This is a genomic window from Janthinobacterium aestuarii (genome assembly GCF_051380835.1).
Lineage (GTDB): Bacteria > Pseudomonadota > Gammaproteobacteria > Burkholderiales > Burkholderiaceae_D > Janthinobacterium > Janthinobacterium aestuarii.
Genome location: NZ_JBNYXU010000010.1, coordinates 217,590 through 230,820, shown reverse-complemented (window position 1 = coordinate 230,820; position 13,231 = coordinate 217,590). Strand labels below are relative to the sequence as shown.

Here is a 13,231-nt window from a genome sequence, read left to right as displayed (position 1 = left end):
CAGGATCCGCTTGAACAAGACGATAGACATCCAGGCTGCCGTGGCGATTGCCGCGGCCGAAGCCATGGCAGCGAAGACGCAGGGCACGTTTGGCGTGGGCGGCGTGCTGCTCGATGGCGCCGGCAACGTGCTGCAATCGATGCACAACAACGTCGTGCGCCAGGGCTTGGTGTTCGACCCCACCGCGCATGGCGAGCGCCAGCTGGTGGACTGGTATTTCGCCGAGCGGGCCAAGGGCGTGCCGTTGCCGCCGCCGGGGGAACTGACCATCGTCACCTCGCTCGACCCGTGCTGCATGTGTACGGGGGCGATTCTGGCGGCCGGTTTCAACGTGGTGGTGGCCGCGCCTGACGTCAAGGCGGGCATCAATTACGATGGCAGCGCCACGTTCGCGACCTTGCCGGCGCCGCTGCGGGCGCAGGCGGGCCGCAGCTTTTGCTATCCAGCCGTGCGCGGCGCGACCGAATATGCGCGGCTGCCGTCCGGCGCCGCGCCCAAATCTTTTTTCATCGGCAAGAGCATCCACGAGGCGACGCAGGCACTATGTTCGCTCGTGTTCGAGTCGACATCGGCGCAGGTGATGCAGCTGCTGAACGCGGGCGACGACGTGCATCTGCGCGATCCGGCCACCTTGCCGTCCGAGCATGCCGTGGTGCGCGCCTTGCGCCGCCGCTATCCCGACGCCCTGACTTACCGCTGCGAGCCGCATGCGCCCGATGCGGGCCTGGCGCCATTTCTGCAGGCGGCCATGGAGCAGGATGCGCGCGATGGCGGCCAGGGCGACGCGGCCGCCTTGCTCGATTCCTTCGGCAACCTGCTGCTGTGCATGCCGGGAAAATTGTCGCAATCGGTCATCCGCACGCCGTTCATGGAGTGCACGCGCCAGTACGCGCAGCTGCGCTTCGAGTTGATGGCGAGCGCCGATCCTGCGCTGCAGGAAGAAATCAAAAGCTACCTGGGCCACCCCAAGCACGGCACCTTTGTGCTGGCCATCGGCCCGGACGACGGCGCCGCCAGTTTCATGACCCTGGGCGCCTACGGCTCCACCATGGAAGGGGCGCTGCCGGAGAATAATCCCGCGCAATTCCAGTACGTGCGCCCGGCCATGGAGGAAGACGCGCTGCTGGCGCTGTGCGAGTCGATGCCGCCCCTGTACCGCAAGCTGATACGCATCCGGCCGCGCCAGGTGACGCACCAGGCGTTGATCAGCGCACTGGCCTAGGCGTCATCGTCGGGCAGGTTTTTCAGCAAGAAGTCGCGCACGTTTTCACCGGCCACTCTGCGGATCTGCGCTTCCGACAGGCCAGCGTCGAGCAGCGCCTGCGTCAAGCGTGGCAAGCCGGCCGCATCGATGGCCGTGGTGACGGCGCCGTCGAAGTCCGAGCCATAGGCCACATGTTCGGCGCCGATCAGTTTTACCGTGTACTTGATGGCGCGCGCGATGGACGCCACGTCCTTGCCGCAGACGGCCGTATTCCAGAAGCCGATACCCACCAGGCCACCCTGGGCGGCGATGCGTTTCAACTGTGCGTCGCTCAGGTTGCGGCCGTTGGCGCAAGTGCCGCGCACGCCCGTGTGCGACACCATCACGGGGCGTTTCGCCATCGTCAACACGTCGTCGATGGTGGCCGGCGAGGCGTGCGCCAGGTCGACGATCATCTTGCGCTGCTCCATGGCGCGAAGCCATTGCTTGCCCAGCGGCGTCAGGCCGCCTTTCTTCAAACCGTGCTGGGAGCCGGACAGTTCCGTGTCGAAGAAATGCGTGGGCGCGGCCATGCGGTAGCCGGCCTGGTACAGGATATCGAGGTTGTCCAGTTTTCCTTCGAGCGCATGCGCGCCTTCCAGGGTCAGCCAGCCGGCCAGCAGGGCGGGGTCTTTTTCGCGCGCGGCGATGAAGCTGCGCAGCTGGGCGCGGCTGCCGATGACCCGCACCTTGCCATCGCTTTTGTCCGCTTGCTGGCGCAGCTCGCCGGCCTGGTAAGTGGCGCGCGCCAGCAGGCTGTTCCAGGTGGCGGGCGGCAAGCCTTGCGCCACCACCAGCGCCGTGATGTTGTCCGTGTCGCTGCCATTGCGTTCGATATTCATCTTGCGCGGCGTCTTGGTGACGACGGAAAACGCTTGCAGCGCCACGTTGGCCCGCTGCAGGCGGGGGAAGTCGACATGCCCGCGCTGACTGTCGCGGTTCAGATTGCGTTGCCACAGCAGGCTGTCGGCGTGCAGGTCGGCGATCCACAGGCTCTCGTGCAGGGCCGTAGTGGCTGCCGATGGCGCCTTGCCGGACGGGGGATGGACGCGGTTGAAATGTTCGTCGACGAGGACGGGAGCGGACAGGAAGCCGCCGATCAGCGCAAGGCTGGCAGCGGTGAGGGTACTGATAATCATTGTTCTCCGTTTTACCATGGATCGTATGTGCCCAGGCTCCATATATGGCCTTCCGGGTCGCGGCAGGTAAAGCCCCGTCCGCCGTAATCTTCATCCTTGATGTCGAGCACGATCTCGGCGCCCGCTTCGCGCGCGCTGCGGTAGACGGCATCGGCATCGCTGACGACCAGGTAGCAGCTTTGCGTGTTGGCGCCGCCGACGTCGCCGGGCAGTTTCATCAGGCGACCATAGTCGCTGTCGATGGCGGGCGCCACCATGACCATGCCATTGCCAAAGCTCAGTTGGGCATGGGCGACGCCACCGTTGCCGTCAGGCACGATCAATTGTTTTTCAAAACCGAGCGCCTTGCACAGCCATTCGATGGCGGCAGGCGCGTCGCGGTAGCGCAGGCAGGGAATGGTCGTCGCTGCTGTCGTTTTTGCTGTCGTGGTCATCAGAAAACTCCTATGGCTGTGGGGGAGTAGCTTCGATCATGGATCCTGCGTGGCGTTCCGTATCAATACCCTCCATCGGGATGGGCTTGACGCCCGTCAGTGCTGGGCCCATCCATAGTGCCATAGAACAATCATTGCACTCTTGCCACGACACAAATTTTTATTGCGGCGACTGCTGCGAGCCCGGTACTTTTTCGTCTGTGCCGGCATCGTCGCCGTTGCTTGCCCATTTCAGCAGCATGACGAGGGCAAACAGCATGATGGCCAGCGGCAAGATGGTGATCAGGAACGCCAGGCCCAGGCAGCATACCAGCAGCATGGGCCAGGGCATGGCGCGCAAGGCTGCCATGCCCTGGCGCGTGTAAGCGCACAGCTCGTTCCAGAAAGCGCTGAAGGAAGTGCTGCCCGGTGCCGAATTGATGTCTTTCATGCCGTTCTCCTGTCGTGTGGGTGCCGCTGCCGTATGCATGCTGGCAATGAATCCACTATAGGAAAAACCTTGCTGCCGCGCATCGCGTATGCGATGAATGGCAGGAATGGCGGACCGAACGGCGACAGGCAGGGACAAGCGGCTATTCGAATACCTTGAGTTTCAGCTGGAAACTGAGGGCGCCATACAGGCGGTCCTTGTAGGACGGCACGATGGCGATATTCACGCCCACGCGCTGGTATTCATAGCTGATGGTGGGGACGAGGGCCGGGAACCAGCCGCCATCGCGCATCTTCGGATAGCCGCTGAAGCCGCCAACGACGGCGCCGATGCGCAGCGGGCCCACCTTGATTGGCTGGTAGTACACGCCCAGGTAGTTCGAGTAGGCGCGGTCGCTATTGTAGAAGCGGCCAGCCGTGACCGACGCGACCGTGGAAAAGCGGTATTCGGCGCCCAGGCCCGGATTGCTGTCGTTCAGGTTCTTGTCGCGCTGAAAGTGATACGAATAAAAACCCGCGTTGAGCCAGGTTTCGCTGAGCGGCTGGTTGTCGATCATGTTAAACACATCGGCGTGCGCGCCGCAGGCATATGCCAGCATCAGTGCGCCTAGGGACAATCGTTTCATGCGTGCTTCATCCTTATGATTTCGTACTCTGTGGGCGGGCCTGGTCTGGCGCTGCCGCGATCGTATCACCAAGTTGGCCGCGCTTCTAAGCAATATTGAAAGTGCAGAACAGGCGGCTGTTTACCCGTCTGTTCAAAGCGTCATCGGGACGGCGTGGGCGTTCTCCGGGCAGCGATAGGAGAATGATTCTCATTGTGCAACTATGTTTGCATTATTATTATAAAAGTTGTTGGTTTGCGACATATCAAAGTCAATGGATATGATATTCTGGCGTCAAGTTAATTTTCTTTTTGGAAATAAAATGTCAATCATGCCTAAATCATCATTCGTACTCGTTCTGTCGACCGTGTTTGTCGCCAGCGCCGCGCAAGCCGGTGTTCTCGATTTGGGCATCGGTGGCGCCAATTTATATTCCCTGAGCAACTTCAGCGCGTCCGGCAGCGATGTCGAAGGCGGCGTGCTGGTGGCCGGCAATCTGACGGCATCGAATTATTCGGTCAATGACAAGAACAAGGACGCTTACGTCACGCACGGTAATACCGGCTATGCGCTGGTCGTTGGCGGCAACCTGAACTACAGCTCCGGTTCGATCAAGAACGGCAATTACTTTGTCGGCGGCAGCGCGACGACGAGCAGCGTGGGCCTGAACACGGCGACCAAGACGACGGCGTCGCCCGTATCGTTTGACTCGACCTCGGCCCAGCTGAAAAACACCTCGGCCTCGCTGGCGAACGTGGCGTCCACGGGCAGCAGCTCCGTGGCCTACGGCGGCATGACCCTGAAGGGCGGCACGGGCAATGTGCAAGTGTTCGACCTGACTTCCGCCACGCTGGGCTCGGTGAACAATTTCAAGTTCAGCAATCTGCACACGAACGACACCCTGATCCTCAATATCAGCGGCACGAACGTGAACCTGTCCGGCGGCTACGGCGATTTCAGCAAATACAATGTGCTGTACAACTTCTATGAAGCGCAGACGATCACCCTGAACGGCGTGGGCCTGTACGGCAGCGTCCTGGCGCCGCTGGCGACCATGACCGGTGGCAACGGCCAGATCAATGGCGACGTGGTCGTGGGTAACTGGGCTTCAAACATCCAGGTCAACGCCAGCCATTCTTTCAACGCCACCAACGTGGCCGGTTATGTCTCGGCCGTGCCGGAACCGGAAACCTATGCGATGCTGCTGGCAGGCCTGGGCCTGGTTGGCTTCATGGCGCGCCGCCGCAAGAGCAAGACGGCAGCGTAACGTTCGCGCTGTTCGGGAAACCGCCTTTCAAGGCGGTTTTTTTTCGCCTGCCGGCGGCATGGACACGGCCGCCAGCACCATGTGCGCGATCAGGATTTCCGCATCCTCGTAATCCTTGCGCGTGAGCTGCCTGCGTTCCAGCACCAGGGCCATCTGCGCCGAAAAATCCGCATACGATTGCGTCATGGCCCAGATGGCGAACATCAGGTGCGTGGCATTGACGGGCGCGATCCTGCCGGCCGCGATCCACGCTTCGAAGACGGCGATATCCTTGCGCAGCAGGGGCACGACTCTTTCTCGTATCTGCGCGCCGTACAGGGGCGCGCCATTGATTACTTCCAGCGCATACACGCGCGAAGCCCATGGCTGCTCGCGCGAAAAGCGCAGCTTGGCGCCGATGTAGGCGCGCAGTACGTCGCGCGGCTCGTCGTGTGCATTGGCCAGCATGTCCATGCGCGCCAGCCAGTCGTCGAGCACGTCGTCGAGCACGCGCTGGTACAGCAGCTGCTTGGACGGGAAGTAATACATGAGGTTTTGCTTCGACAGGCCGGCCCGCTCGGCGATCGTGGCGATCGACGCGCCTTCATAGCCGCTTTCCGCGAACGCGCGCACGGCTTGCTCGAGGATGTCCGCTTCCAGGCGGTCGCGGTTTTGCAGGCGCCGGCCGCCGGCATTTTTCAAAAGAAGGGCAGGGGATTTGTCGCTGGCCATGGCGGGTTCTTTAGCGTGGGCGGATCGATTGCAGGAATGCCTGCAGCACGGGGGTATCGGTGTAGGCCACGTTGAAGCGGAACCACACCGTCTCGGGCGCGCGCAGCATGAAAAATTCGTTTGGCGACAGCAGGATGCCCGCCTTCAAGGCCATGTCGGCGATGATCTTGCCATTCCATTCCGGCGTCTGCACGTCGGGCCAGCCGGCGCTGACGAACATGCCGCCGCGCGGCCGCGCCACGGGCGCCATGCCCGCCTGCGCCAGGCAGTCGATGCTGCGCTCGCGGGCCGCATCGAGCTGCGCCACCAGCCGCTCCACCATGCGCTTGTAGGGCCGCGCGGACACGGCGTGGTAGACGGCGCGCTCGTTGATTTCCGACGTCGTCAACCCTGCCAGCATTTTCACGCGCACCAGTTCGGCCACCAGCGACGGCGAAGCGCAAATCGATCCCACGCGCAGCACGGGCGACAGGGTCTTGGAAAAACTGCCCACGCGGATCACGCGGCGCAAGCCATCCATGGCCGCCAGCGACGCTTCGCCGCGCGCCGCCAGTTCGCGGTAGATATCGTCTTCCACCAGCCAGAAATCGAATTGTTCGGCCAGTGCCAGCAGACGGTGCGTTTGCGCCTGGCTGAGCGAGGTGCCGAGCGGATTTTGCAGCACCGTGTTGACGAACATGAGTTTCGGCTGCGTGCGCGCGGCTTCGCTGGCCAGCGCATCGAGGTCGAGGCCCGCCTCGCCGCGCGCAATGCCGACGGGGATGCAGCCGTGGTGGCGGATCAGCGACTGCAGATTGCTGTAGCCGGGATCTTCCACCAGTACCGTGTCGCCCGGCTTGGTCAGGCTGCGCAGGATCAGATCGAAGGCATGCGTGGCGCCATGCGTCAGCAAGACCTGGTCGGGCTCCACCTGGAACAGCTCTTCCGACAGGCTGGTAGCCAGGTGCTGGCGCAGCGAGGGAAAGCCCAGCGGGTGGCCATAGCCGCGCAATCGGCTGGCGGGAATGCGCATGGCCTGGCGCACGGCATCGAGCACGGTCGCCTCGCCATACATTTCGGGCGGCAGCCAGCCAGCCCCCACGGGCAGGGCATCGGACACGCCCGAATACAGATCGGGCGTGAGGGCGTCGATGGCGGTGGGACTCGCATGTACGGTGCTCTGTGGCGTAGCGGCGATATCGTGGCGCGCGACGAAATAGCCGGAGCCGCGGCGCGACGACAGCAAGCCGAGGTTGACCAGGCGGTCGTACGATTCGACGACGGTAAACGTCGACACGCCATTGCAGCGGGCGAACTGGCGCACGGACGGCATGCGCGTGCCGATGCGCAGGGCGCGGCTGCCCACCATGACGCTGATGGCGATGACGATCTGCTCGACGAGGCCGCCCTTTTTCTGGCGGTCGATGTCGAGCACGGGCCAGCCACTGGCTTGCTCGGGGGCATCGTCCTGCTTCACGTTGTGCGTCACCGGTGGCTCCTTTGCTGCCTTGCACAAAACTGTAGTGGTTTTCCGACCTGTACGGTTGGGATACTTTGCCGTTTGTGTATCTGTGCCATTGGGGATGGCCTGTCTATTATTACATCAGCTTTTTGCCAACTGGTAAATTATTTTACGCTTCGTCAAAAACGATCCTGGCCCCGCGCCAGCCCCCATCCCAAGGAGAAGGTCATGAACGAAACAAGGCCGGAATCGATGTCGGCATTCTGGATGCCGTTTACGAATAACCGTGATTTCAAGGCCAACCCGCGCCTGCTCGTGTCGGCCGAAGGCATGTACTACAAGGACGTCGATGGCAACGCCATCCTCGATGGGACGGCCGGCCTGTGGTGCGTGCCGTGCGGCCATGCGCAGCCAAAAATCGTTGGCGCCATCCGCGAGATGGTGGGCCAGCTGGACTTCGCGCCCACCTTCCAGATGGGCCATCCGGCTGCCTTCGAGCTGGCGGAAAAACTGATGGATTACACGGGGCATAAATTCGGCCACGTCTTCTACACCAACTCCGGTTCCGAAGCCGTCGACACGGCGTTGAAGATCGCGCTGGCCTATCACCGGGCGCGCGGCGAGGGTGCGCGCACCCGATTGATCGGCCGCGAACGCGGTTATCACGGCGTGGGTTTCGGCGGCATTTCCGTGGGCGGCATCGGCGGCAACCGCAAGACCTTCGGCCCCCTGCTGCCCGGCGTGGACCATCTGCCGCACACGCATAACCTGGACAAGAATGCCTACACGGTGGGCGAGCCCGAATATGGCACCCATCTGGCTGATGAACTGGAACGCATCGTCGCGCTGCACGACGCGTCGACGATCGCCGCCGTCATCGTCGAACCGGTGGCCGGTTCCACGGGCGTGCTGATCCCGCCGAAAGGCTATCTGAAACGCTTGCGCGAGCTGTGCACCAAGCACGGCATCCTCTTGATTTTCGATGAAGTGATCACGGGTTTCGGCCGCATGACGACACCGTTCGCGGCTGATTATTTCGACGTCGAGCCGGACCTGATGACGACGGCCAAGGGCCTGACCAACGGCATGGTGCCGATGGGCGCCGTGTTCAGCAAAAAATACATTCACGACGCCTTCATGGACGCGCCAGCCGGCATCGAACTGTTCCACGGCTACACGTATTCCGGCCACCCGCTGGCCTGCGCCGCCTCGCTGGCGACCCTGCAAGTGTTCGAGGAACAGGACATCCTCGGTCACGCTAAAGCGATGCAGGCGTATTGGAGCGACGCCGTGCATTTCCTGAAAGGCTTGCCGCACGTTATCGACTTGCGCAGCATCGGCCTGATCGCCGGCATCGAACTTGATCCCATCGCCGGCAAGCCTGGTGCGCGCGCCTTCAACGCCTTCAAGCAGGCCTTCGCCGACGGCGTGCTGATACGCACGACGGGCGACATCATCGCCCTGTCGCCGCCGCTGGTGCTGGAAAAACAGCATGTCGACGAGCTGTTCGGCAAGCTGGCCAAGGTACTCAAAAATCTCGATTGAACGGCAAACTCAAACAAAACCCGTGGTCAGACCACCTCATCCATTAGCGTCGACTTTTGCGTTAGCGGCATTGAGGGTCTGACCCCAGCCTCTGCCCTTGGGGTTAAAAAGGAACACCATGAACGATCTCGATACGATTACCCACTTCATCAACGGCGCCAAAGTCGACACCCAGAGTGGCCGCTACGGTGACGTCTACAACCCCGCCCTGGGCGAACCCGTCGCCAAAGTGGCGCTGGGTACCGTGGAAGACGTCGACGCGGCCGTGCAGGCGGCCGCCGCCGCCTTTCCCTCGTGGTCGGCCACGCCGCCATTGACGCGTGCGCGTGTCCTGTTCCGCTACCTGCAGCTGTGCCAGCAGCACACGGACGAATTTGCCGCCATGCTCACGCGCGAGCATGGCAAGACCTTTGCCGATGCGCAGGGCGAAGTGGCGCGCGGCATCGAGATGGTGGAATTTGCCGTCGGTATTCCGCAGCTGCTGAAAGGCGAATTCACGGACCAGATTTCGCGCGGCATCGACGCCTGGTCCATGCGCCAGGCACTCGGCGTGGTGGCCGGCATCACGCCATTTAATTTCCCCGTGATGGTGCCGATGTGGATGTTCCCCGTCGCCATCGCCTGCGGCAATACCTTCGTCTTGAAACCATCCGAGCGCGATCCGTCGGCGTCCCTGCTGCACGCGAAACTGCTGAAAGAGGCGGGCTTGCCCGACGGCGTCTTCAACGTGGTGCAGGGCGACAAGGTGACGGTCGATGCCTTGCTCGATCACCCTGTCGTACAGGCGATCAGCTTTGTCGGCTCTACGCCGATTGCCGAATACATCTATGCGCGCGGCAGCGCCAGCGGCAAGCGCGTACAAGCCTTGGGCGGCGCAAAAAACCATATGGTGGTGATGCCCGACGCGGACATGGACATGACGGTCGATGCGCTGATCGGTGCGGCCTACGGTTCGGCGGGCGAGCGCTGCATGGCCATCTCCGTGGTGGTGGCCGTGGGCGACGCGGGGGACAAATTGATCGACGCACTGGCAACGCGCACGGCCGCACTGAAAGTGCGCGACGGCATGGAAGATGGCGCGGAAATGGGGCCCGTCGTGTCGCTGGCCGCCAAGCAGCGTATCGAAAAACTGATCGCCTCGGGCGTGGAGCAGGGCGCGACCCTGGTCGTCGATGGCCGCAACCACGTGGTGCCGGGCCGCGAGAACGGCTTCTTTGTCGGCGGCACCTTGTTCGACCACGTCACGCGCGACATGAGCATCTACAAGGAAGAGATTTTCGGCCCCGTGCTGTGCGTGCTGCGCTGTCCTGACGTGGTGCACGCGGTGGAGCTGATCAACGCCAACGAGTATGGCAACGGCGTGGCCATTTACACGCGCGACGGCGGCGTGGCGCGTGAATTCGTGCGCCAGATCCAGGTCGGCATGGTGGGCGTCAACATCCCCTTGCCCGTGCCGATGGCCTTCAACAGTTTTGGCGGCTGGAAGCGCAGCATGTTCGGCGACCACCACGCCTATGGCCCCGAAGGCGTGCGCTTCTACACGCGTCACAAGGCCGTGATGCAGCGCTGGCCGAACACGGCAAGTGCTGGTGTGGAATTTGCTTTTCCCCAGATGAAGTGAAGGTTTAAATTACAAGTCGGCCGCACATAACAAGAGGAATACGCGATGATCGAGTCTTTGAACTATTTGCCCCATCCCGCCCTGCCCAATGAAGAACTGGCGGGCCATTTCACGGACCTGGCGCCGCCACTCACGGCACGCCAGGCGGCCATCGAAAGCGCCCGCTGCCTGTATTGCTACGATGCGCCGTGCAGCCGCATCTGTCCGTCGGAAATCGACGTGGCCAGCTTCATCCGCAACATCCACGACAAGAACATCAACGGCGCCGCCGCCGGCATCCTGAAACAGAACATCCTGGGCGGCAGCTGTGCCAGGGTCTGCCCGACGGAAATCCTGTGCGAAGACGTCTGCGTGCGCAACCACGACGCGGAAGGCCAGCCCGTCAAGATCGGCCTCTTGCAGCGCTACGCCGTCGACCACATGCATTTTGCACAGCACCCGTTCAAGCGGGCGGCCGCCACGGGCAAGACGGTTGCCATCGTCGGCGCAGGGCCGGCCGGCCTGTCGTGCGCGCACCGCCTGGCCATGCTGGGCCACGACGTGGTGATCTTTGAAAAGGAAGGCAAGGCAGGTGGCCTCAATGAATACGGCATCGCCAAGTACAAGCTGACGGACGGCTTCGCGCAAAAGGAGATCGACTTCCTGCTCGATATCGGCGGCATCGAGATCCGATGTCGCCAGGCGCTGGGCGAGAACGTGCAGCTGCGCGACTTGCATGCGCAGTACGACGCCGTCTTCCTGGGACTGGGCCTGGGCGCCAGCCGCAAGCTGGGCTTGACGGGGGAGGATGCGCCGGGCTTGCTGGCCGCCGTCGATTACATCGCCGCGCTGCGCCAGGCGGACGACCTGGCCGCGCTGCCCGTGCCGAAGCGGGCGATTGTGATTGGCGCCGGCAATACGGCCATAGACATGGCCGTGCAGATACAGCGCTTGGGCGCCGAGGAAGTCACCCTCGTCTACCGGCGCGGTTTCGACGCCATGACGGCCACCCACCATGAACAGGAGATCGCCAAGGCGAATCAGGTGCGCATGCTGACGTGGGCCCAGCCGCAGCAGGTGCTGCTTGACGCTGCCGGCAAGGTGGCGGGCATGCGTTTCGAGAAAACGCAGATGCAGGGCACGCGCCTGGCGGGCACGGGCGAAACGTTCGACGTGCCGGCCGACGCCATCTTCAAGGCCATCGGCCAAAGCCTTGACACGGAAATGCTGCATGATCCGATGGCGTCGCTGCTGCAGCGCGAAGGCGACAAGATCGCCGTCGATGGAGGTTTTCGCACGGTGCTGCCGGGGATCTACGCGGGCGGCGATTGCGTGGCGCCCGGGCAGGACTTGACGGTGCAAGCCGTCCAGCATGGCAAGCTGGCCGCACTGGCCATCCATTCCGATTTATTGATTAAAGTGGAGGCTGCATAATGGCTGATCTCAGCATCGAATTTTGCGGTATCAAGGCGCCGAATCCCTTCTGGCTGGCGTCCGCACCGCCGACCGACAAGGCTTATAACGTAGTGCGCGCCTTCGAGGCGGGGTGGGGCGGCGTCGTGTGGAAAACGCTCGGTGAAGACCCTGCCGCCGTCAACGTCTCGTCGCGTTATTCCGCTCTGTACGGCAAGAACCGCGAAGTGGTCGGCTTCAACAACATCGAGCTGATCACCGACCGCTCTTTGGAGATCAACCTGCGCGAAATCACGCAGGTGAAAAAGGATTGGCCCGACCGCGCCATGATCGTCTCGCTGATGCTGCCCTGCGAAGAGCACTACTGGGCCGACATTCTGCCCAAGGTCGAGGCGACGGGGGCGGACGGCATCGAACTCAATTTCGGCTGCCCGCACGGCATGCCGGAACGGGGCATGGGCGCGGCCGTGGGCCAGGTGCCCGAGTACGTGCAGATGGTGACCAGCTGGTGCAAGAAGCACAGCAAATTACCCGTCATCGTCAAGCTCACGCCCAACATCACGGACGTGCGCATGCCGGCGCGCGCGGCCAAGGCGGGCGGCGCGGACGCCGTCTCGCTGATCAATACGATCAATTCCATCACCTCGCTGGACCTGGATCGCATGGTGGCCTTGCCCATCGTGGGCAGTGCCAGCACGCACGGCGGTTATTGCGGCTCTGCCGTCAAACCGATCGCCCTGAACATGGTGGCGGAAATCGCCCGCGATCCGCAGACGCGCGGCTTGCCCATTTCCGGCATCGGCGGCATCGGCAACTGGCGCGACGCGGCCGAATTCATCGCCCTGGGCGCCGGCTGCGTGCAGGTGTGCACGGCCGCCATGCTGCATGGTTTTCGCATCGTCGAAGAGATGAAGGATGGCCTGTCGCGCTGGATGGATGAAAAGGGCTATGCACGCATCAGCGACTTTTCCGGGAAGGCCGTGGCCAACACGACGGACTGGAAATACCTGGACATGAATTACCAGGTCATCGCGCAGATCAACCAGGACGACTGCATCAAATGCGGCAAGTGCTACGTGGCTTGCGAAGACACGTCGCACCAGTCGATTGCGCAACTGATCGACGCCGCCGGCACGCGCACGTATGAGGTGATCAAGGACGAATGCGTGGGCTGCAATCTGTGCGAAATCACCTGTCCGGTGCAGGGCTGCATCACGATGGTGCCGCAAACAACAGGCAAGCCGTACATGAACTGGACGCAGGATCCGCGCAACCCTCGGGCATTGGCGGAGTCGGCATAGGGCACGGTTATTGCGTGCGTTTTATTTGTAAACAGCGGCCGGCCTTTGCGGTAAGCTAGATCGACTTAAAGGTCGCGCCGTTTCTATAAAACCGATCCCCTCC

Annotated in this window: 12 protein-coding genes; 6 read left to right on the top strand and 6 right to left on the bottom strand. The window is 62.6% G+C overall.

The genetic code is table 11. From position 1 onward, the window contains the following. The first annotated feature begins 4 nt into the window (after positions 1–4). Positions 5–1,222 (top strand): nucleoside deaminase, encoded by a 1,218-nt coding sequence (locus ACQ4WO_RS23835; RefSeq protein ID WP_436483529.1) that lies wholly within the window; start codon positions 5–7, stop codon positions 1,220–1,222. Here the strand turns inward: ACQ4WO_RS23835 and ACQ4WO_RS23830 are convergent. The 4 genes from ACQ4WO_RS23830 to ACQ4WO_RS23815 form a co-directional block, all read right to left on the bottom strand. Beyond that, positions 1,219–2,382 carry a dipeptidase gene (locus ACQ4WO_RS23830; protein WP_436483499.1) on the bottom strand — a complete coding sequence of 388 codons (1,164 nt, stop codon included), beginning with the start codon at positions 2,380–2,382 and terminating at the stop codon, positions 1,219–1,221. The two genes, ACQ4WO_RS23835 and ACQ4WO_RS23830, sit on opposite strands and share 4 nt — an antisense overlap. Positions 2,383–2,393: 11 nt before the next feature. Further along, a complete protein-coding gene (locus tag ACQ4WO_RS23825) occupies positions 2,394–2,816 on the bottom strand; it encodes a VOC family protein (RefSeq protein ID WP_436483498.1) in 423 nt (140 codons plus the stop codon). A 160-nt stretch (positions 2,817–2,976) separates the two neighbouring features. Further along, positions 2,977–3,246 carry a hypothetical protein gene (locus tag ACQ4WO_RS23820; RefSeq protein WP_436483497.1) on the bottom strand — a complete coding sequence of 90 codons (270 nt, stop codon included), beginning with the start codon at positions 3,244–3,246 and terminating at the stop codon, positions 2,977–2,979. Between the two features lie 142 nt (positions 3,247–3,388). Continuing rightward, positions 3,389–3,871, bottom strand: coding sequence for a hypothetical protein (locus ACQ4WO_RS23815; RefSeq protein ID WP_034754565.1), 483 nt, complete (start codon positions 3,869–3,871; stop codon positions 3,389–3,391). 310 nt (positions 3,872–4,181) lie between these two features. Here ACQ4WO_RS23815 and ACQ4WO_RS23810 point away from each other — a divergent pair, with 310 nt between their 5' ends. Beyond that, the gene (locus ACQ4WO_RS23810; RefSeq protein ID WP_436483496.1) at positions 4,182–5,117 is read left to right on the top strand and encodes a choice-of-anchor A family protein; all 936 of its coding nucleotides are present in this window, start codon (positions 4,182–4,184) and stop codon (positions 5,115–5,117) included. A 27-nt stretch (positions 5,118–5,144) separates the two neighbouring features. Here the strand turns inward: ACQ4WO_RS23810 and ACQ4WO_RS23805 are convergent, their stop codons facing one another. Together ACQ4WO_RS23805 and ACQ4WO_RS23800 are read right to left on the bottom strand one after the other, a co-directional pair. Then, positions 5,145–5,828: a TetR/AcrR family transcriptional regulator gene (locus ACQ4WO_RS23805; RefSeq protein WP_436483495.1), complete on the bottom strand. Its 684-nt coding sequence runs from the start codon at positions 5,826–5,828 to the stop codon at positions 5,145–5,147. Positions 5,829–5,838: 10 nt separating this feature from the next. Continuing rightward, positions 5,839–7,296 (bottom strand): aminotransferase-like domain-containing protein, encoded by a 1,458-nt coding sequence (locus ACQ4WO_RS23800; RefSeq protein ID WP_436483494.1) that lies wholly within the window; start codon positions 7,294–7,296, stop codon positions 5,839–5,841. 201 nt (positions 7,297–7,497) lie between these two features. Here ACQ4WO_RS23800 and aptA point away from each other — a divergent pair, with 201 nt between their 5' ends. From aptA to preA, 4 genes are all read left to right on the top strand, one after another. Next, positions 7,498–8,814: an omega-aminotransferase AptA gene (aptA, locus tag ACQ4WO_RS23795; protein WP_436483493.1), complete on the top strand. Its 1,317-nt coding sequence runs from the start codon at positions 7,498–7,500 to the stop codon at positions 8,812–8,814. Between the two features lie 118 nt (positions 8,815–8,932). Continuing rightward, a complete protein-coding gene (locus ACQ4WO_RS23790) occupies positions 8,933–10,435 on the top strand; it encodes a CoA-acylating methylmalonate-semialdehyde dehydrogenase (protein WP_436483492.1) in 1,503 nt (500 codons plus the stop codon). A 45-nt stretch (positions 10,436–10,480) separates the two neighbouring features. Further along, positions 10,481–11,848: an NAD(P)-dependent oxidoreductase gene (locus ACQ4WO_RS23785; RefSeq protein WP_436483491.1), complete on the top strand. Its 1,368-nt coding sequence runs from the start codon at positions 10,481–10,483 to the stop codon at positions 11,846–11,848. Further along, positions 11,848–13,128 (top strand): NAD-dependent dihydropyrimidine dehydrogenase subunit PreA, encoded by a 1,281-nt coding sequence (preA, locus tag ACQ4WO_RS23780; RefSeq protein ID WP_436483490.1) that lies wholly within the window; start codon positions 11,848–11,850, stop codon positions 13,126–13,128. Before ACQ4WO_RS23785 ends, preA begins: the two co-directional genes overlap by 1 nt. Positions 13,129–13,231: the final 103 nt, after the last annotated feature.